14 protein-coding genes are annotated in these 20,953 nt (G+C 27.7%); 8 read left to right on the top strand and 6 right to left on the bottom strand.

Going from position 1 to position 20,953, the window contains the following annotated elements:
- Positions 1 to 806 precede the first annotated feature (806 nt).
- Positions 807 to 2,630 carry a glutamine--fructose-6-phosphate transaminase (isomerizing) gene (gene glmS, locus BMUR_RS11255; RefSeq protein WP_013114688.1) on the bottom strand — a complete coding sequence of 608 codons (1,824 nt, stop codon included), beginning with the start codon at positions 2,628 to 2,630 and terminating at the stop codon, positions 807 to 809.
- Between the two features lie 235 nt (positions 2,631 to 2,865).
- Here glmS and BMUR_RS11250 point away from each other — a divergent pair, with 235 nt between their 5' ends.
- Positions 2,866 to 4,986, top strand: a complete 2,121-nt coding sequence (locus tag BMUR_RS11250; RefSeq protein WP_013114687.1) for an alpha-amylase/4-alpha-glucanotransferase domain-containing protein — start codon at positions 2,866 to 2,868, stop codon at positions 4,984 to 4,986.
- Positions 4,987 to 5,012: 26 nt separating this feature from the next.
- Positions 5,013 to 5,678 (top strand): ATP-dependent dethiobiotin synthetase BioD, encoded by a 666-nt coding sequence (gene bioD / locus BMUR_RS11245; protein WP_013114686.1) that lies wholly within the window; start codon positions 5,013 to 5,015, stop codon positions 5,676 to 5,678.
- 57 nt (positions 5,679 to 5,735) lie between these two features.
- Here the strand turns inward: bioD and BMUR_RS11240 are convergent, their stop codons facing one another.
- Entirely contained in the window at positions 5,736 to 7,067 is a 1,332-nt protein-coding gene (locus BMUR_RS11240) for a glucose-6-phosphate isomerase (protein WP_013114685.1), read from the bottom strand.
- A gap of 111 nt (positions 7,068 to 7,178) precedes the next feature.
- Between BMUR_RS11240 and dcd the strand changes: the two genes are divergently transcribed.
- Positions 7,179 to 7,697, top strand: coding sequence for a dCTP deaminase (gene dcd / locus BMUR_RS11235; RefSeq protein ID WP_013114684.1), 519 nt, complete (start codon positions 7,179 to 7,181; stop codon positions 7,695 to 7,697).
- 144 nt (positions 7,698 to 7,841) lie between these two features.
- On the opposite strand, the gene BMUR_RS11230 is transcribed toward dcd, so the two are convergent.
- The 3 genes from BMUR_RS11230 to BMUR_RS11220 form a co-directional block, all read right to left on the bottom strand.
- Positions 7,842 to 9,458 (bottom strand): CTP synthase, encoded by a 1,617-nt coding sequence (locus tag BMUR_RS11230; protein WP_013114683.1) that lies wholly within the window; start codon positions 9,456 to 9,458, stop codon positions 7,842 to 7,844.
- A gap of 117 nt (positions 9,459 to 9,575) precedes the next feature.
- Positions 9,576 to 9,767: a hypothetical protein gene (locus tag BMUR_RS15065; RefSeq protein ID WP_013114682.1), complete on the bottom strand. Its 192-nt coding sequence runs from the start codon at positions 9,765 to 9,767 to the stop codon at positions 9,576 to 9,578.
- 478 nt (positions 9,768 to 10,245) lie between these two features.
- Entirely contained in the window at positions 10,246 to 11,850 is a 1,605-nt protein-coding gene (locus BMUR_RS11220; RefSeq protein ID WP_013114681.1) for a peptide ABC transporter substrate-binding protein, read from the bottom strand.
- A gap of 195 nt (positions 11,851 to 12,045) precedes the next feature.
- Between BMUR_RS11220 and BMUR_RS11215 the strand changes: the two genes are divergently transcribed.
- The 5 genes from BMUR_RS11215 (at position 12,046) to BMUR_RS11195 (ending at position 17,568) form a co-directional block, all read left to right on the top strand.
- Positions 12,046 to 12,447, top strand: coding sequence for a hypothetical protein (locus BMUR_RS11215; RefSeq protein WP_232473669.1), 402 nt, complete (start codon positions 12,046 to 12,048; stop codon positions 12,445 to 12,447).
- 127 nt (positions 12,448 to 12,574) lie between these two features.
- Positions 12,575 to 13,459 carry an ankyrin repeat domain-containing protein gene (locus BMUR_RS11210; protein ID WP_041750012.1) on the top strand — a complete coding sequence of 295 codons (885 nt, stop codon included), beginning with the start codon at positions 12,575 to 12,577 and terminating at the stop codon, positions 13,457 to 13,459.
- A 73-nt stretch (positions 13,460 to 13,532) separates the two neighbouring features.
- Positions 13,533 to 14,324, top strand: a complete 792-nt coding sequence (locus BMUR_RS11205) for a hypothetical protein (protein WP_013114678.1) — start codon at positions 13,533 to 13,535, stop codon at positions 14,322 to 14,324.
- Positions 14,325 to 14,470: 146 nt separating this feature from the next.
- Positions 14,471 to 17,155 carry a DNA mismatch repair protein MutS gene (gene mutS / locus BMUR_RS11200; RefSeq protein WP_013114677.1) on the top strand — a complete coding sequence of 895 codons (2,685 nt, stop codon included), beginning with the start codon at positions 14,471 to 14,473 and terminating at the stop codon, positions 17,153 to 17,155.
- 89 nt (positions 17,156 to 17,244) lie between these two features.
- Entirely contained in the window at positions 17,245 to 17,568 is a 324-nt protein-coding gene (locus BMUR_RS11195; protein ID WP_013114676.1) for a cupin domain-containing protein, read from the top strand.
- A 502-nt stretch (positions 17,569 to 18,070) separates the two neighbouring features.
- Here BMUR_RS11195 and BMUR_RS11190 read toward each other — a convergent pair.
- The gene (locus BMUR_RS11190; RefSeq protein ID WP_013114675.1) at positions 18,071 to 20,911 is read right to left on the bottom strand and encodes a tetratricopeptide repeat protein; all 2,841 of its coding nucleotides are present in this window, start codon (positions 20,909 to 20,911) and stop codon (positions 18,071 to 18,073) included.
- Between the last annotated feature and the right edge of the window lie 42 nt (positions 20,912 to 20,953).

The following is a 20,953-nucleotide window of genomic DNA, read 5'->3' as shown; positions in this document are numbered from 1 at the left end:
TAAAAATTTTTTTTATTTTGTTGACTTTAAAATTATTTTGTGTATATTAGTTAACGCAAGACAAATTATAAAATGCATCAAAAACAAAAGCCTGAGAAACTTTTGAAGCATTAAAGGAATCAATATGAAAGTGGATAGAAGTATAATACTATCTTCAAAAGAGTTGTATGCTCAGAAGAAAAATAACAGTAATTGTTCTTTAATTTTAATAAGCTTGAAATGCGGTACAAGTGTGAAAAACTATCTCTCAAATAGTTTGATTCCTGCTTGTATTTTGTCTTGCAATAAAAATAAAGCCTTGTACCGCTTTCTTATAGATTTTAAAAAATTCGTTAAACTTTTAAGTTTATCAATTTTTTATTAATTTTTTCCAGATTCGCTTATCTATGGCACATAGAACGGCATACTTCTCCCAAAGAGCCAAAAAAGTGCAAGTCTAAAAATAATACTAAATTATATTTTACATATGAAATAAATTATTAAATTTAGTATATACTGGAACAATTTTATTTTATCAACTGATGCACTTTTCATAGAAATTATTAACTTTTTTACCGCACACGCAAGTTTTTGCCAACGACATACCTAACTGTACTTCCTTCAGCCGCAGGAGTACTTCGTCGGCACACTTCGCATAAAATGCAATTGCTATAACTTTATATTAAAAAAATACATATTAAATGTATTGTAATATATAAAATTTAATCTACCTTTACAAATACACTCAGAATGCTCACTATGTACACTTAGCCAAATATTACAAACTATATTTGTTTAGGCATATACTAAATTAAAACACAAAAACACTATTCTACAGTTACACTCTTAGCCAAATTTCTAGGCTTATCTACATCGCATCCCCTTATAACAGCAGTATGATAAGCTAATAATTGTAATGCTGCTATAGACACTATAGGCATAAACATATCCTCTACTTTCGGAAGATATACTATTTTTCTGTAGGCATCTTTATCTATATCAATATCTTCTTTGGCAAATAAAAGAACATTAGCTCCCCTAGATATTACCTCTTTTGTATTGCTTATCATTTTACTTAATATTTTCTCCTGTATAGCCAATGCCACAACTGGAGTATTATCGGTTATAAGAGATATAGCACCATGTTTAAGCTCGCCTCCTGCATATGCCTCGCAGTGAATATAGCTAATCTCTTTCATTTTTAAAGCCCCTTCCATAACCTGATAATAGTCCAAATCTCTCCCTATAAAAAATATACTGCTTGCTTCTTTATAATCTATACATAAATCTTTTATAGCATCGCTCATATTAAGCACATCTTTTATAGAGTCTATAGTATTAAGCAAATTTTTTATAAGAAGTTTTATATAATCATTATCTTTTATTTTTCTCTCTAATATTATCTTAAAAGTTATTAAATACATTATGGCCATCTGTACAGAATAAGCCTTTGTTGAAGCTACTGATATTTCAGGTCCTGCATAAGTATATATCACATAATCAGCATTCCTAGCAATAGAAGATCCATTAACATTTACTATAGCTAAAGTTTTGTATCCTTTATCTTTAACCAAATTCAAAGCTGCTAAAGTATCAGCAGTTTCTCCAGACTGTGATATAAATATTGATAAAGTTTTTTCTGTTAGTATAGGATTTTTATATCTAAACTCAGAAGCTATTTCGCATTCTACAGGTATTCTGCAATTATCTTCTATAAGCCTTTTTCCTATCATAGCAGCATGCATAGAAGTACCGCAGCCTACTATATAAACCCTATCAAAAAACTTCCAAAAACTTTTATCAGTTATACCGTCCCTTTCAAAATCCGGAACACCCTGAACTATTCTAGGCTCTATAGTATCAAGAAGTGCTTTAGGCTGTTCATTAATTTCTTTAAGCATAAAATGATCATATCCGCATTTCTCTGCCTGCTCTACAGTCCAATTGGCCTCAAGTATTTTATAATCAATTTCTTTTAAGTTTTCATCGTATATATTTATTTTGTTTCTTTCCAAAACAGCAATATTATTTTCTTCTATTAGAATGTATTTATTAGTGTATTTCAATATTGCTGGTATATCAGAAGCTAAAAAGTTTTCATTATGACCCAATGCTGCTATTAAAGGAGCTGACTTTCTTACAGCATATACTTTATTAATATCATCTTTAAATATTATAGCAAAAGCATAGGATCCTTCTATTATGTTAACTGCTTTTTTTATAGCTATTAGAGGATCACCATCATATAATGAATCTATTAAATTTGCCGCCACTTCAGTATCAGTTTCAGAAAGGAATTTATATCCCTTAGCTACTAAATCTTTTTTTATATCTTTATAATTTTCTATAATACCGTTATGAACAAGAGAAAGCCTTTCAGTAAAATGCGGGTGGGCATTAATATCAGAAGGAGCCCCATGCGTTGCCCATCTAGTATGACCTATTCCTATATTTGAGGATATATTATCCTGAACAATATGTCTCAAATTCTCGAGTTTTCCTTCTGCCTTAAAAGTTATAATATCATTTTTTGAATCAACTATAGATATACCTGCAGAATCATATCCCCTATACTCCAAAGATGAAAGTCCTTCCATTAATATATTAATAGCATTATCATTATGTCCTATATATCCAACTATTCCGCACATAAAAAATTCCCAAAATAATAAATTTTATCAAAAACATTATTTTTTAAAAATAGCCTATTTTTGATAATCGTATATTTTAAATCATAAAAAAATAAAGTCAATACTGTTTGAAGTAATACTATAAATATAATAGTGACTTTACAAAAAGCATTATTTAGTATAGAATTATGTTAATTAAAATTTCTATTATTACGAAATTATAAGTAATAAATTTTTAATCAGGCAGGGCATAATAATGAAAACTATTAACTTAATACTAGGCAATCATAATCATCAGCCAGTAGGTAATTTTGACTTTGTATTTGAAAGCACATACCAAAAAGCATATAAACCTTTTTTGGATATACTCACAAAATATAAAGATATAAAATTTAATTTTCACTATACAGGCTGTCTGTTAGAATGGATAGAAAAACATCACCCAGAACATATAGAAGCATTAAAAAAATTGGCAGATGATAATAGAATAGAACTTCAAAGCGGCGGTTTTTATGAGCCTATAATGCCTTCAATACCTGATAAAGATAAAGACATACAGATAAAAAGATTAAATGAATATATAGAAGATAAATTTAATTTAACACCTAAAGGAGCTTGGCTTGCTGAAAGAGTATGGGAGCCTACATTAGTTAAAAATTTAGCCAAAAACGGTATTAAATATATAATGCTTGATGATTCTCAGTTTTTAACTACAGGAATAGACACAAAAAATATGTTCGGATATTTTATTACTGATAATGAAAGCTATAAACTTAATATATTTCCTATATCACAAGAACTTCGCTACCTTATACCTTTTAGAGACGTAGAAAAATCTATTGAGTATTTAAAATCAATAGCAACAGAAGATGGAAACAGAGTTGTAGTTTTGCACGATGACGGAGAAAAATACGGGGATTGGCCTGGTACTCAAAAATGGGTATATGAAGATAAATGGCTTGAAAAATTCTTTGAAGCACTTACAAAAGAAAAAGATACTATCATAACAACAACATACAGTGAATATATGGAGCGTCATGCACCTGTTTCAAAAATATATATACCTACAGGCTCTTATGAAGAAATGCTTACTTGGGTACTTCCTGCTGAAACTCAGTATGAATTCCATAAAAAACAGCAAGAGCTTAAAAAAGATGAAAATAATGAAATAATAACTAGATTTATGAGAGGCGGATTTTGGAGAAATTATTTTTATAAATATTCTGAAAGCAACAGAATGAATAAGAGAATGATATTTACTTCCAATCTTATAGGCGAAATTACAGAATCCAACTACAAAGAAAAAGAAATTGCTTTAAACTATTTATTAAAAGGACAATGCAACTGCCCTTATTGGCATGGTACATTTGGAGGACTTTATTTAAATAATTTAAGACATGAAACATATGCCAATCTAATAAAAGCAACAACAATATCTTTAGAAAAAGTATATGGAAGAAAACATTTCTTAAGTCATAATATGGATTTTGATATGGACGGAAGAGATGAAGTTATGATTTCATCAGAAAGTGCCGATTTCATTTTGCATTCTTTAAGCGGCTCTATAATAGAATGGGATATAAAAAAAGAAAATCCTATAAATTTAATAGACTGTCTAAAAAGAAGAAAAGAGGCTTATCATATAGAGGCTATGAAAAATGCAGATACTAATAATAACGGCAATGAACATGTATCCATACATGAAATAGCAAAAAAAGTTGATGAAAAAATAGCTAAATATTTAGTATTTGATAAAAATGAAAAAGTTTTCGGAGTAGATCACTTCTTAAATAAAATGCCTACTGCAGAAGAATTCCAATTATTAAAATATGAAGAGAATGCATCATTTTATGAAGAGTATTACAATATACTAGAAAATCTCATTAATAAAGATTATGCTACAGTTTCTTTTGAAAAAACTTCAAAAGCTAATGGTAAAGATGTTCATTTGATAAAAAGATACGTAATAAATAATGACGGTACTTTCTCTCTTGATGTTATTATTGAAAATAAATCTAATGAAGATACAGAGTTTATATATGCATTAGAAAATAATATAACACTTCTTGCAGGACAGGAAAAAGACAGATATTATATAGGCGGAGGGGTGAGAATATCAGATAATCTTTCTGATATTGGTGAGTATACAGGTACTTCTTTTGCTATGGCTGATGAAGGATACATAAAAATAAATGTGATGATAGAAAGCAGTGAAGAAACTTCATTCTTGTATATGCCTAACTATACTATATCCGATGCTGTTGATAAACTTGAAATGAATTATCAAAACTCCACAATAGTATGCTGTAAAAAAATATCATTAAAAGCGGGAGAGAAAATAAAATATAAAATTAAAGCTTCTGTTAAAGATATTTAAAATATATTTAATTTTAAGGGTGTTTGATGAAAATATTTTGTATTATATCTGATAAAAACCATGTAGGAAAAACTTATCTTTCCTCTCATATAGTATCATCATTAAAAATGTTTGATAAGAAAGTATGCTATTACAAACCTTTTGTTATGGAAGTAAGAGACAATAAATTATTTGACTGCGAATATATAAAAAATACTACTAATCTAAAAGCTTCAGAAATATTTGTTTCTTATGCTGCAAATGGAAATATATCTCCCATGCATAGTATTAATACAAAAATTGATGAAAGAGATATTACTGACTTGATAGATGAAAATAAAAATATCTATGATTATATGGTTTTTGAATCATTATCTCTCTACTGCCCTATAAAAGAAAACTATAACTTTATGGACTTGATACTTGATATAGAAAAAGAAAATGAAGTGCATATAATACCTGTTATAGAGTATGATTCCAATCTTATACATACATCTTTAGAACAAGTAGAATTATTCCACACAAGAGGATTCAAAGTTCCTTTTATAGTCATAAATATAAAAAAAGATGTATTCGTTTCAGAGAGTGTCATAGAATATATAAGAAGGCAGATAAATCCTATAAAAGTACATACAACAGAATTTGATAATACTCCGGAAAATAAAAAAATAGAAATAGTGAAATACCCTGATATTGTTAAAGAGTTATTTTAACAAATAAAAAAGAGGCTTTTATATATTAAAGCCTCTTTCTTTTATAATACAATATTATTATTTTTCTAATCTTGCTCTTAAAGTTTTACCCATCTCTTCATAGCCTTTTTTGCCAAGCATAGCAAACATGTTTTTCTTATACTCTTCTACACCCGGTTGGTCAAACGGATTAACTCCAAGCATATAACCTGATATACCGCATGCTTTTTCAAAGAAATACAAAAGCTCTCCTATAGTGAAAGGAGTAATTTTATCAATATCTACTATTATATTCGGTACGCCTCCGTCAACATGGGCTAATACTGTAGCTTCTAATGCTGATTTATTTATTTCATGCAAAGATTTTCCGTCTAAATAATTAAGTCCGTCTAAATCTGATGCTTCTTTTTGTATTTTTAAATCAATATCTTCTTTATCAACTCTTATAACAGTTTCAAATAATCCTCTTTTACCGTCCTGTATAAACTGACCCAAAGAATGCAAATCAGTAGAAAAATCAACAGAAGCAGGGAATATTCCCTTTTTATCTTTACCTTCGCTTTCTCCGTACAATTGTTTCCACCATTCTGATATATAATGCATTCTAGGTATATAATTAACCATTATTTCTGTACTGTATCCTTTAGTATAAAGTGCATTTCTAAGCATAGCATATAACATAGAAGGATTTTTCTTATAATCCATTTCTTTAGTTAATTTAGCCATAGCATCAAAACCTTTAACAAACTCTTCTATATTTATACCAGCAACGGCAATAGGTATAAGTCCTACTGGAGTAAGTACAGAATATCTTCCGCCTACATCATCAGGTATAACAAAAGTTCTGTATTTATTTTCATTGGATAATGTTTTTAAAGCTCCTTTAGCCTTATCTGTAGTAGCTATTATTCTTTTAGAAGCTCCTTCTTTTCCGTATCTTTTTTCAGCATATTCTTTAAGCATTCTAAAAGCTATAGCAGGTTCAGTTGTAGTACCGCTTTTAGATATTACATTGATATAAAAATCTTTGCCTTCCAAATAATCGAGTAAATGCTTAAAATATTCACCGTTCATATTATGACCAGCATATACCACCTGAGTATTACCTTTTTTAGCCTGAGCAAAAGGATTTAAAAATGATTCGATTACAGCTTTACCTCCCAAATAAGAACCTCCTATACCAACTGAAACCAATACTTCAGCATTCTCTCTTATTTCTTTAGCCAAGTTATCGATTTCACTAACCATTTTTAAAGCTTCTGCAGGTAAATCAACCCAGCCTAAAAAATCATTACCAGCACCCTTTTTATTTTCTAAAAGTTCATTAGCATATTTTGCAAAGTCAGATAAATATTCCAATTCATGTTCTCTTAAAAAAGACAACACATTTTTATAATTTATAGATATCATAATAACTCCATAGTTTTATTTTAGTGAGTAAATTATACTATAATAATACCGAAAAATAAAGAAAATAATTATAATTTCTAAAATAAAATACTGTATATAGGATAAAGATAGATGATTTTGTCTGGGCTTCAAATAGAAAAAAATATAGGTAAAGATATAATAATAGAACCATTTAATAGAAAACAATTAAATTCAAACAGCTATAATGTAAGACTTCATAATAAACTTTTAGTATATAAAGACAAAGTTCTTGATATGAAAAAACCCAATGAGGCAGAAGAAATAATAATACCAGAAAGCGGATATGAATTAAAGCCTAATGAATTATATCTCGGACGCACTTTTGAATATACAAATACAAAAAACTATGTACCTATGATAGAAGGACGTTCATCTATAGGAAGACTTGGAATATTTATTCATATTACAGCTGGTTTCGGAGATGTAGGTTTTGCAGGATATTGGACTTTGGAAATATTTTGCATAAAACCTATTATCATATATCCTAATGTAGAGATAGCCCAGCTTTATTATCACACTATAGACGGAGAATATGAAGAATATACTAGCAGTAAATATCAAAATAATACCGATGTTCAGCCAAGTATGCTCTATAAAGATTTTAAATGATATTAACATATAACTAAAAATTTATATAAAGAACTCTTAAATACAAGTAAATATTTTAAATTTCAAAAATTCATTTTCAACAAAATATATATAAAAAACGGCATGCTAATTTGTAAGCATGCCTATTTATAAAAATATTAATTTTTACTTTCTAAATTTTTTAGCTGCCTCTATAAATCCTACAAACAAAGGATGCGGATTGGTAATCCTAGATTTTAATTCTGGGTGGAACTGAACACCTATCATATAAGGATGATCCTTTACTTCTGCTATTTCAACCAGATTACCATTTTTTAATTTTCCTGTGATAATAAATCCTGCTTTCTCCATTTTATCAGTATATGCATTATTAAACTCATATCTATGTCTATGTCTTTCACTTATAGTAGTTTTTCCATATAATTTATGTGCCAAACTTCCTTCTTTTATATCACAGTCAAAAGCACCAAGACGCATTGTACCGCCTTTTAATATATTTTTTTTCTGCTCTTCCATAAGCGTAATAATAGGATTTTTAACATTTTCATTAACTTCTATAGTATTAGCATCTTCAAGTTGTAGTACATTTCTTGCAAACTCTACACTCATAAGCTGCATACCCAAGCATATTCCGAAATAAGGTATTTTGTTTTCTCTAGCATATTTAATAGCTTCTATTTTACCTTCAAGTCCTCTCTCGCCAAATCCTCCCGGTATAATAAGTCCATGAACACCTTGAAAATATTTTGATATATCTTCAATATCTTCTAAATCCTCAGCAGATATCCAATCTATATCAACATTAACATCATTGTATATTCCGCCATGATTTAATGCCTCTGTTAAAGAAATATAAGCATCTTTCATAGAAACATATTTTCCTACTATAGCAATCTTCACTTTATCATTCTGTATAGCTATATTTTTCTGCTTACATACCAAATCAGTCCAATTAGTTAAATCTATTTTAGCAGTTTCTAATTTAAAATGTCTGCATACCACATCAGAAAGTCCCTGAGCTTCAAGCATTAAAGGCACTCCGTATATATTAGGCTCATCAAAGTTTTCAAACACATTATCTTTAGGTACATTACAGAATAATGCTATCTTTTTTTTATGCGACTCCTGCAAATGCTGACTAGTTCTGCAAACTACAATATCAGGTATGATACCGCTTTGCATAAGTTCTTTAACACTATGCTGAGTAGGTTTTGTTTTGATTTCCTCTGAAGATTTTATAAAAGGTATTAAAGTTACATGTATATAAAGTACATTATCCTGACCTAACTGTGTTTTCACCTGTCTTATAGCTTCTATATAAGGAAGAGACTCTATATCTCCAATAGTTCCTCCTATTTCAGTAATCACTATATCCGTTTTTTTAGTATCATTTTCTCTGTATATTCTTCTTTTTATTTCATTAGTAATATGAGGTATAACCTGAACAGTTTCTCCTAAGTATTTACCTTCTCTTTCCATATTTATAACATGCTGATATATTTTACCAGTAGTAACATTGCTGTATTTATTTAAGTTCTCGTCTATAAATCTCTCATAATGCCCTATATCCAAATCAGTTTCCGCTCCGTCATCAGTAACAAAAACTTCACCATGCTGAAAAGGACTCATAGTACCTGGATCTACATTTATATAAGGGTCAAATTTCTGTATAGTTACGCTTAATCCTCTAGCCTTTAAAAGTCTTCCTAGTGAAGCTGCTGTTATACCCTTGCCTAAACCAGATACAACACCGCCTGTTACAAATATGTATTTAGTGTTCATATAATCCTCTAATTTTTATTTTTTTTATTAAAATATAATAAAATCGCTATAACATTATCATAAATTATTATTAAATCAAGCGAATTTTATTATTATGTTAATTTCAAATAATATTTTCTAATAAAAATTAACTTCAATACCCAATATGTTTTTTATATAATTATTCCAAGAATATTCTGTTAAAACGTTGGAAGTGTGTATAAACTGATTAATATATAATGATCTATCGATATTTGAAAAAATAGGTAAGTTACGCTCCAAATCTTTACGCATATTTCTTAATATAAACTTTGGAATATTGTTAGGCATAGAAACAATAACATAATAATGTATATTTAATCCTAATCTATTTGATGAATATTCTCTTATAAATGTATCTCTTGCTTTTTGTATACAATCATAAGTATAAGAATATCCATCTTCTTGTTTTTTATACGCAAATTTTGAAAAGAAATTATTTTTTCTTCTTCTGTTTCAAGTTCCAAATATTTTTTATTATAATTTTTTACTTCAATAAAAACAATTATGTTATTGACATATTCCATTAAAAAAATTTATTCTACAATCTCTGAATACAGTAAAATTCTTTATGTGAACATTTTCTACATACATATTAAATTACTCCATTATTAGTTTCGTAGTTAATACTAAAAAAATTATATTATAATTTTATTTTAGATAATAAATTCTTAAAAGAAAGTATTAAGTCAAGTAAATTTTATTAAATAACTGCAGTTGTAATTTTGTACTACTGCAGTTATTTTTATAAATTTTTATAAAATAAAAATTATTTTTCTATATAAGCATAGAAAAACTTATGCATAGCTAAGCTGTCAAAAACAATATCCTTTAATTTAGGGCTTATCAATGTAGGAGTAGCATAAAAATATAAAGGTATTATAACATCATTATCCATAAATATTTTTTCAGCCTTATGCATAGCATCCATTCTGACAGTTTGATCTATTGTATTCATGGCAGTTTGAAGAAGACTGTCATATTCCTTATTTGTAAATAATGCATGGTTTTGGGGACTGTAGCTTAAAAACATTCCTAAAAATGTCATAGGATCATTATAATCTGCTGTCCAGCCGCTTCTTCCTATTTGATAATTTTTATCTGTATATAAAGTCTGCAAAAATACGGCCCATTCCTGCTGACTTATGGTACTGTCAACACCTAAATGCTCTTTCCACATTTGCTGTACTGCTTCAAAGGTCGGAATCTCTCTGTTAGAATCTACTAAAAACTGAAGTACTGGAAAACCTTCTCCATTAGCATATCCTGCTTCTGCCATTAATCTTTTAGCCTCTTCTACATTTTTTTGATAGTCTTCAGCTTTTACACTTATATAATCACCGCCTACCTCTCTAAAATCGCCATTAACATCAGGGGCCCCATAAGGTACAAAAGCTCCTGCAGGAGTACCAGCTTTAACTATATTGTCAACTATATAGTTTCTGTCTATAGCAAGTGATAATGCCTTTCTCACTCTGTCATCTTTTAAAACATCATTAGTATGATTAACAGCATAATAGTATGTTCCCAAACGGTTTACTAACTGCAAAAGCCCTTCGGCTCTCAAAGTATCAATATCCTGAGCAGGCACTCTGTCAGAAAAATGCAAAGAACCTTCTTTAATACCTGCAACAGAAGCTGCGGCATTATCCATAAGTACAAAAGTAATTTTTTCAGGAACTAAAGAAGAATAATTCCAATAATTAGTATTTTTTGTCATTACTATGTTATTATCAATGTTTCTCTCTATCATTACATAAGGACCATTTCCTATATAAGTTTCAGGCTTCATAGTCCAACTTTCACCGTATTGTTCTATTATATCTTTTTTTACTGGATAGAATGTAGGAAAAGCAGTTAATTCCAAGAAATAAGCAGTAGGTTTTTCTAATGTTACTTCTAAAGTATAATCATCAATAGCTTTTATTCCTAAAGTATTCAATTCCATTTTTCCAGCATTAATGGACATAGCATTTTTTACAGGCTCAAACTGATAACTGTATTCGCTTGCCGTTTTAGGATCAACTGCCCTTTGCCAAGAATATACAAAGTCATTTGCAGTTAATGGTGTACCGTCAGACCATTTGCCGTTAGTTCTTAAATGAAATACATATGTAAGTCCATCATCGCTTATATCCCATCTTTCTGCCGCACCTGCAGTTATTAAACCATTTTTATCTTTAGAAGCAAGCCCTTCAAAAGCATGAACTATATAAACTGAAGCATCTGCTGCTATATTTAAAATTGGGTCTATTGTTTTTGGTTCAGGTCCTACATTGATAAATAATCCTTCATTGTCATTATTATTGGAAGAAGAACATGAAGCAAATATAAATCCAATTAATAATAAAGATAAACAAAAAATCTTTTTCATGAAACTAATCCTTTTATTTAATTATTTTACAATATAGAAAATACTATACTATAGAATATAAAAAATCAATTAATTAATTATCATTTTTTACTTAATGATAGTTTATTTAAAAACTAAAATATATTATTATATATTATTATGAATAATAAATACAAAATAATAAAATATAAAATAACTCTTTTTTTTATAGGATTAATGTTTATATTTGCAGCATTTATAATTATATTTCTTAATATAAGATTTTATAATAATAACAGCAGTATAATAAAAATTGATGCCAATATAGAAAGTATAAATCACTATGAATACGGCACTATTAAAAAAAGAAAATTTGCAAATGTAGTTTACAGTTTTTTATATGAAGGAAAAAATATCATAATTACCAATTCATATTTAGAAGATAATAATAATAATTTATCAATTAATTCAAAAACAGAAATATTTTATGATACTAAATCGCAAACTATTATAAATGAACCTAATAAATATACATTAATTTTGGCTTTTATATTTATAGTTTTAGCAATAGTTATAATTACATTTGCTTTTAAATTGAAAAAAAATAATATATATGTATCGCCGAAAATAGATAAATAAAGTTTATTATTATAATTAATATATAAAAAAATTATTTTCTAAAATTCAATTTATGAAACATATATTTGACAAGCATACCTATATGACGTATAATTACGAAAAATATGCAATTAAAAAGAGATTTATGATGAAAGTCATTATTATATTTATTATCAGTTCGTGCATTTCTTATGCTCAAGTGAGTGAAGATTTTAAGAAATTAGCGGCAACAAATAAAGAATCAGCATTAGCACAATCAGTATATTCTGAAAATCTTGATGAGTTTAAATATGTAATTGAAAATATGGAAAACAATAAAGAATATATAACCTACTCTATAACGAATAGTAGCTATGAGTGGTATGACTATATACCTAATTTAAGCACTAATAATTTCTCTAATTTCGTAAAAGTTTTATTAGATAATGGAATGAATATTAACGAGAAAAATGAAGCAGGAAAAAGCCTTATACTTGATGTAAGTAAGTCCTACGACTCACATCGTAAACCTAAATTCTCTACAAGTGAAATTATAGGAGTTCCAGATAGTAAATATAAAATTGAAACACTTATAAATCTAGGAGCAACAAATATTAATATACAAGATAATGACGGAAATGGTATACTTCACCATATACTTTCTAGAGATAATATAGGAACAGAAGAATATGATATTATTGAAATGCTTATAAAAAACGCAGTAAATATTAATTTACAAAATAATGACGGAGATACTGCACTTCATAAAATTTCATATAAAAAAAATAATAGATATAGAAATATTGATATGGAAAAAAAAGTTATATCCCTTTTGATGGAAAATAATGCAGATAAAAACATAAAAAATAATAATGGAAAAAAAGCATATCAAGGAGGATTTACATATAATATAAAATTAATTTTTAGTAAAATATTTAATGATATATTATACCCTATTTTTATACTTCTACTTATAATTATAGTTGCTATACCATCTTTTATATTCTATGCAATATCAGGATTTATTGAAAATATAGCTGGTTTTTTCAGATAATTGATTTTTATTATGCAGCTTAAAATTATATATGCTGAAAATTTTTACTTTTAAAAAAGTATATAATAATATTATGAACAAATATGCATCTCCAATATATAAATACAAAGGAAGAGTTAATTTAATAATCTCTTTAATATCAGCTTTAATAAATTTAACAGCATTACTCAATATAAATATAATATTTAATGCCGTATATTTATTTAGTTTATTTTCAGTATTCATGTTTATCAATTCCCGTACAGTTTATACTAATATTTTTAAAAATTACAAGAAAGAAATTAAAAATAAAACTCTATTTTCTTTTATTGGTTTTGTTATATCATTAATTTTATATATTTTAATTACAAAAAATGTTTTTAATAAATCAGTAGTATTTAATTATATATACGCACTTCTTCCTATTATGAATTTTATTTCTATAATACTAGCTAATACAGTATATTTCATATTAGAAAAAATTTTTATAAATGGAGATAAACGCTTTTTTAGTATTAAATCTATTTCAAATATATTATTAATATCATTTCTCTATACATCGGCTTTTATATCATTATATTTATTTTATGAAGCTAAATACATTATTATTTTATTAAGTATATCAAACTCTTTATTGTCATCAGCTATACTATCAGTTTTTAATATAATGTCATCTAAGTTTATGAATCCTTGGAGCAGATTTATATTTGTAAATATTGCTTATATAATATCTTTGATTTTTTCATTAATAATATCTTTTATTGTAATAACTATTTTCTTTACATTTAAAATCCAAATGTTTATTATAATTTCTATAATAATATTATTATCATTTATTATTTCTCTTTTATTAGCCAATTATATAAAAGCATATTCATATTTATAAAATCTACATTATACTTGTTTCAAAACCCAATTTATTAATGCCTATAATCTTTTAATTTCATATTTTTTAATCATAGTTTGATTCAAATTTGATTAAAGAATAAAAATATATTATACTAATTAAAAAATTATAAACGGATAAATATAATGCAGGAAACATTTTTTGGAAGCGATAATAAAGAAGAAACTCAAAAACTCACCCCTATGATGAGGCAGTATAAAGAAATTAAAGATAAATATAATGACAGCATACTACTTTTTAGAATGGGTGATTTTTATGAAGTATTTTTTGATGATGCAAAAGTAGTGTCAGATATATTAGGACTTACCCTCACCAAAAGAGCTAATGTACCTATGGCTGGAGTTCCTTATCATGCAATAGATAACTATTTATCAAAGTTAGTTAAATCTGGAATGAAAATTGCTATATGCGATCAAATGGAAGACCCAAAAACAGCAAAAGGTATTGTAAAAAGAGAAGTTACTCAGGTTATAACACCGGGTACTATTTCAGAAAATAAATATTTAGAATCAAAAAGCAATAATTATCTAGCCTCTATAATAGTTTCAAAAAGCGAAAAAAATGCAGCTTTATCTATATGCGATATTTCTACAGGCGAGCTTTACGCTTCAGAAATAAACTCTAATTTAGAAAATCAAAATGAAGCTGTAAAAGAAATTATTAATGAACTTATAGAAGAGATTATAAGATTTTCTCCAAAAGAGATTATGACTATAGAATCCGTTTCAGAAAGTATAATTATAAAAGAGATAAAAAATAAGTTTTCAAATATATTTTATAGTACAACGGCAAATTATACTGCTGAATACTCTTATGCATACAAAACTTTAACTAATCATTTTAAAACAGTGTCATTAAAAAGTTTTGGTATAGAAGAAAAACCTCTTTTAATATCGCTTTTAGGTTCAACTATATTTTATATTCAAGAACTTTCAAAAACTTCACTTGAACATATATCTAATATTAAACTATATAATAGAAAAGATTCAATGACTTTGGACTATGCTACTATAGCAAGTTTGGAAATATTAGAAACAATAAGAAATGATAACAATAAAATGACATTGTTTGACACTATAGACAGAACAAAAACTTCTATGGGAGCAAGATACTTAAAAAGAATAATAGTAGAGCCATTATTAAATATTAATGATATAAATAAAAGACTTGATAATGTAGAGTTTTTCTATAAAAATCAAAAGTTTATGTATAAAATAAGAGATTTGCTTCAGGATATTGGAGATATAGAAAGACTTGCATCAAAACTAGCACTTTCAAGGATTAACCCTAAAGAACTAGTATCATTAAAAAGATTTTTGGTAACTTCACTTGAGGTTATAACAGAACTTGCTATGAATAATTTTGAGGATGTAAACTTTGAAGAGGTTAACGATATAAAAATAATTACTGATTTGATAGAACGTGCCATACTGGAAGAACCTAAAATAGTTATAAATGAAGGCGACATTATAAAAGATGATTATGATGAGACATTAAAAAAATACAATGAAGCTAGAAGAGAAGGACGCTCTTGGATAGCAGAACTTGAGCATAATTATAAATTAGATACTGGAATAAATAATTTAAAAATACGCTACAATAATGTTATAGGCTATTATATAGAAGTAACCAAAGCAAATGCCTCATCAGTACCAAGCGATTTTATCAAAAGACAAACATTAATAGGAAGTGAAAGATACACCACAAGCAAATTAATGGAGTATGAAAATATTATTAATGAAGCTAATGAAAAAAGTTACGCATTAGAATATGATATATTTATTAATGTAAGAAACAAAACCAATGAATATTTGAACTCAATATTAAAAATGGCAAGAGTAATTTCTATAATAGATGTTTATTCTTCTCTTGCATGCCTTGCTAAAGAGGATAATTATGTTAAGCCAATAATAACAGATGACGGAATAATAGATATAAAAGAAGGAAGACACCCAGTTGTAGAGGTCAATCTAAAAACAGAAAGTTTCATTCCAAACGATACATATTTAGACAGCAAAAATGAGCATATGCTTATAATTACAGGACCTAATATGAGCGGTAAAAGTACATATTTAAGACAAACCGCTTTAATAGTGCTTCTTGCTCAGATTGGCTCATTTGTGCCTGCTGCAAGTGCTAAGATATCTATAGTTGACCGTATATTTACTCGTGTTGGGGCAAGCGACAATATTGCAAGAGGTGAAAGTACTTTTTTGGTAGAGATGAATGAAACAGCATATATACTTAATCATTGTACCAACAAAAGCCTTGTTATAATGGACGAAATAGGACGAGGTACTTCTACTTATGACGGACTTTCTATTGCTTGGGCTATAGTAGAATATTTGGTTCATGAAGAAAATAAAAAGGCTAAAACTCTATTTGCTACGCATTACCATGAACTTACTATGCTTGAAGATTTAGAAGGGGTTAAAAACTATAAAGTATTAGTAGAAGAATATAAAGATGAAATAATATTTATGAAAAAAGTTACAGAAGGAGCAGCACAGTCAAGCTACGGAATATATGCAGCAAAAATAGCAGGAGCTCCTAATAAGGTTATAAGAAGAGCAAGTGAGATATTAAAAAAACTTGAAACGGAGGCAGGCATACAAGTTGAAAATATAGAATTAAATACTCAAAAATCAAAGGATATACTTCCATTTTATGACAATACAAATAATGACTACATAATAGAAGAAAAAACAAAAGAAAGCGAAATAGAAAAAGAAATTAAAGAATTAAATATAAATAATATTACCCCAATTGATGCTATAAATTTAATTAATAAATGGAAAAATATGATATAAAAACACAAGTTTTCGTATAAATGTATTTTTGTATAAATTCAATTTTATGATTTATAAGCCGAAATTATATTATAATAATGAGGTGTACAATGACTGAACAATACTATTACAAATCAACAACTGAAAGAGAATTTGACTGTGTAAAGGATGATGAAAGATTAATAGAAACTTTATCGGATAAAGGCTACACGGTTTATGCAATAGCCCAAAAATCTAATCAGCTTATACCATATCATGAGCACCCTTCTGAAGAAATGGTAATAGTATTAAAAGGTAAAGTAAGATATGTAGTAGAAGAAGAAATTGTGGATTTAGAAGAAGGCGATATTATAAGAGTAAGACCGCATTCTGTGCATTCTATGATAGGCATTGCAGAAAATGGTATTTCAAATTTACTTTTAGTTTTTATTTAATTAACCGTAAATGTTTTTAATAATTATTTTGCCGTAAAGTTTAAATAAATTTAGTGATTTATAATAATTATCTAATATTCTATGACAAATTGTTTATATAAGTTTGTCAAGATTAGTCTTTTAAATTATAAATATTTTCGCGGCTTTGCTGAGAACCACACAGTTGTACCCCAGTTATTTTGTACGCTATCTGCACAAAGAACCATGTACAGGCATCAGCAGCAAAAAAAATACTGCATTTTTAGTTTAAATTTAGGTATAGCCTACATTTGATACATATATTTAAAAGTAAAGTTCTAGCAATTAAGTTTTTTGTGAGCGTATATGAAGTATAAAAACTTTTACGAAATCGCAACAAAAAAGCTGATAATTCCATATAAAGTGCATTATTTGACAAAATGAAATTGTTCCAGTATATATAATTTTTAAAATAAAAAGAGCCATGACAATAATGCATAGCTCTTAAAAATAATTTATATTTTAAAGTGGTATTAGTGATATTTTAATTTACAGCGTCTGGAGCATTTTCTGCGGTATCATTATCCGTTGTATCTTCTGTATCAGTTTCATTTGCTGCAGTGTCTTCTGTTACTGTATCATCAGTAGTTGTTGTTTCCTCTCCTGTTATTGTTTCATCTGTTGCAGTATCATCAGCTACAGTTGTCTCATCTGTAATAGTTTCAGCTGTATCATCTGTAGGGCTTGTAACTATTTCATTTGATGCCGGCTCTTCTTTAGGAGGCAATTTAAGATTATCAATATCTTCCGCCCTAATACTTAAATCCATTCTTCTTATAACCATTTTCGCAGTTTCAATATCAACAGTTTCTCCCAAAGCATCAAGCAATGTTATTTCAGGGTCTTCATTTCTATACTGCTTCATTTCAAGAACATAACCTTCAGAATCCCTTGCTGTAGTTGTTTTATTTCTGCCGTCATTTTCCATATCTATAGTAACGCCGTCAGCTCTTACTTCATTTAAAGAACTTCTTCCATCTATATAAGTTTTTGATGTAGAAGTGCTTCCGTCAGCTTCTGTTGTAGTAGTTTCTGTATTACCTGCAGTATCTCTTGTAGTTATTGTAATAGATCCATCTGGTTTTACTGTAGTTGTAATACTGCTTGAATCTGCTGATACAACTTCGGTTATAGTGCTTGAATCTCTATTAATAGTTGTAGTTTCTCTTGAACCGTCCTCTCTTATTATTCTTTTTATAACAGTACCGTCCGGCATTTTTATTTCGCTTATAGTGTCATCAGATACCGTATCAGTAATAATAGTACCATCAACTTTTTTGGTTACAACAGTGAAAGAACCGTCATCATTATACGTTTTTGTAATAATACTTCCGTCATCAGCTTTAACATTATATGAAAATGTACCAGCTCCCGCTCCAGTTGAGTTTCTCTCTTCTACTCTTCCGTCCGGATAAACTACTTTTAAACTGCTTGTGCCATTAGTATCTACAGTTGTAGTTCCTATACTTCCGTCTATATAATTTGCCACTACAACATAACTTCCGTCTGGATTTTCTGTTTTTACGATTAAAGCCCCGTCAATGCGTTTTGTTTCTGTTACTATATTTCCAGAATTATCTTCAGTTCTTTTTACTTCCGTTCCATCCAAACTCCTAGTATAGAAAAATGATCCGTTATCATCTTTATAGTTTGTAGTAATAGAGCCGTCAGATCTCTCTACAACAAATGCTTTATTGCTGTCTAAAGTTTTTCTATTTATAAAAGAACCGTCTGGGTATAAAGTATATTCATAAGTATCGCCTGATGAGGTTTTTGTATTAATAGATTTAGAATTATCTATCATATAAGTTTCTATTCTTTTATCACCGTTTTCAAAAACAGTTTCTATTTCTCTTTTTCCGTATGGATAAATTATATCAGAAACTTCATAATTATTTGAATACATTTTTGTTCTTTCTATTTTTCCATTTTCATAAATTATTCTAACACCATTAGGATATATTGTCTCTCTTTCATAATCAAAATTTGGAGATATACTTTCTGTAGTGATGCTTCCGTCATTATTAGTATTTACTCTATAATTATTTGTAAAAGGCATAAATTTTATAGATGTATCATTGCTTCTTATAAGAGATATAACTCTTTCTAATGATTCTTTTTGATAATAGTCATTTCCTACATTAGTTAAAAATATCTCATATGAAATAGCAGCATTGGTTATCTCTCCAAGTGCTAGGAAAGTATGCCCCATATTAAGATATGCACTGTAATACAAAGCCCAGCTGTTATATTCATCAACAGATGCTACATTAGTTTTTATCTCTATCATATTACCATTTGTATCCATAACATTAGTCATTACAACTATATTTGTTACAGTATATGGATTTTCTTCTGTTATAACATATGTAGAGCCCGTAACAGTAGAGTTTGTATTTAAAGTAACAGTATTTGAATCGCCTGCCTCATTAGTAACACTGTCTGGAGGAAGAGAAGTTGAAGATGATAATGGGTCTACAACTTCAATGCTAAAATTTGTATTTGCTTCAAATATTACTGTTGTATTAGTAAACTCATAATTATTTGTGTATGTATTTGTAATAACAACATTTGTAAACAAAGGTAATTTTGTAAATGTATTATCTATAGTATTTTTTATATTTTCATTTGCCTGATTAAGATTATTTATTGCATCTGATATATAGTTTGAAGATATTGTATTGGTTGATGCAGTATTAGTAGATACTATATTATCAGCTGATGAATTAGTTGATAATATAGTCATATCGTTAGTAGGAGATTCTGCAGTCAAATATGTATTAGTTGATAGTTCATTGGTTAATGATAAATTTGTTATTGACTCATTTGAAGAGACTTCATCAACATTAAAAATAAATACTGTATTAGTTACAATATTTTGAGAAACTGTATAATTTGTTAAAACTTCATAATTTAATTTAGTAGTATATGGAGAATAAAGACGCTCAATAGATCTGTTATACCAAAGAAGAGCATCCTCATAATTTTTTAATTGATAGTATGAGTTTGCTATATTGTTGCAGTATGAATAAGAATCATTTATATCAAAGGCTAATTTATAATAATCTATTGCATTTTGATACTGTTTATCTTGAAAATAGCATGCTCCTATATAGTAGTAAAGCATATCATTTGTAGATAATGGTCTTCTTTTCAAATATAAAAGAAAAGCCTCTCTTGCAAAATTATATTTTTTTTGGAAGAAAAGTTTTTCAGCATTATAAAATTCTCTGTCTATATTTCTTTCATCATTAGGAGCAACATTTTGTGCAAATAATGATGATAATGATATAAAAATACTAAATATTATAAGAAGTTTTTTCATAATAATATAATCCTCTTTATTTATTTTAAAGGATAATATTTA

This window comes from Brachyspira murdochii DSM 12563, assembly GCF_000092845.1.
GTDB lineage: Bacteria > Spirochaetota > Brachyspiria > Brachyspirales > Brachyspiraceae > Brachyspira > Brachyspira murdochii.
Note: the sequence above shows the minus strand (reverse complement) of the source record. Positions and strands in the feature narration are given on the sequence as shown.

Excerpts from the sequence above, each read along its gene's own strand:
- BMUR_RS11240 (WP_013114685.1), bottom strand. The coding sequence starts at position 7,067 with ATGATATCTATAAATTATAAAAATGTGTTGTCTTTTTTAAGAGAACAT.
- glmS (WP_013114688.1), bottom strand. The coding sequence starts at position 2,630 with ATGTGCGGAATAGTTGGATATATAGGACATAATGATAATGCTATTAAT.
- bioD (WP_013114686.1), top strand. The coding sequence starts at position 5,013 with ATGAAAATATTTTGTATTATATCTGATAAAAACCATGTAGGAAAAACT.
- BMUR_RS11195 (WP_013114676.1), top strand. The coding sequence starts at position 17,245 with ATGACTGAACAATACTATTACAAATCAACAACTGAAAGAGAATTTGAC.
- BMUR_RS11230 (WP_013114683.1), bottom strand. The coding sequence starts at position 9,458 with ATGAACACTAAATACATATTTGTAACAGGCGGTGTTGTATCTGGTTTA.
- BMUR_RS11190 (WP_013114675.1), bottom strand. The coding sequence starts at position 20,911 with ATGAAAAAACTTCTTATAATATTTAGTATTTTTATATCATTATCATCA.
- BMUR_RS11215 (WP_232473669.1), top strand. The coding sequence starts at position 12,046 with ATGTTTATATTTGCAGCATTTATAATTATATTTCTTAATATAAGATTT.
- dcd (WP_013114684.1), top strand. The coding sequence starts at position 7,179 with ATGATTTTGTCTGGGCTTCAAATAGAAAAAAATATAGGTAAAGATATA.
- BMUR_RS11210 (WP_041750012.1), top strand. The coding sequence starts at position 12,575 with ATGAAAGTCATTATTATATTTATTATCAGTTCGTGCATTTCTTATGCT.
- BMUR_RS11250 (WP_013114687.1), top strand. The coding sequence starts at position 2,866 with ATGAAAACTATTAACTTAATACTAGGCAATCATAATCATCAGCCAGTA.
- BMUR_RS11205 (WP_013114678.1), top strand. The coding sequence starts at position 13,533 with ATGAACAAATATGCATCTCCAATATATAAATACAAAGGAAGAGTTAAT.
- BMUR_RS15065 (WP_013114682.1), bottom strand. The coding sequence starts at position 9,767 with ATGCCTAACAATATTCCAAAGTTTATATTAAGAAATATGCGTAAAGAT.
- mutS (WP_013114677.1), top strand. The coding sequence starts at position 14,471 with ATGCAGGAAACATTTTTTGGAAGCGATAATAAAGAAGAAACTCAAAAA.
- BMUR_RS11220 (WP_013114681.1), bottom strand. The coding sequence starts at position 11,850 with ATGAAAAAGATTTTTTGTTTATCTTTATTATTAATTGGATTTATATTT.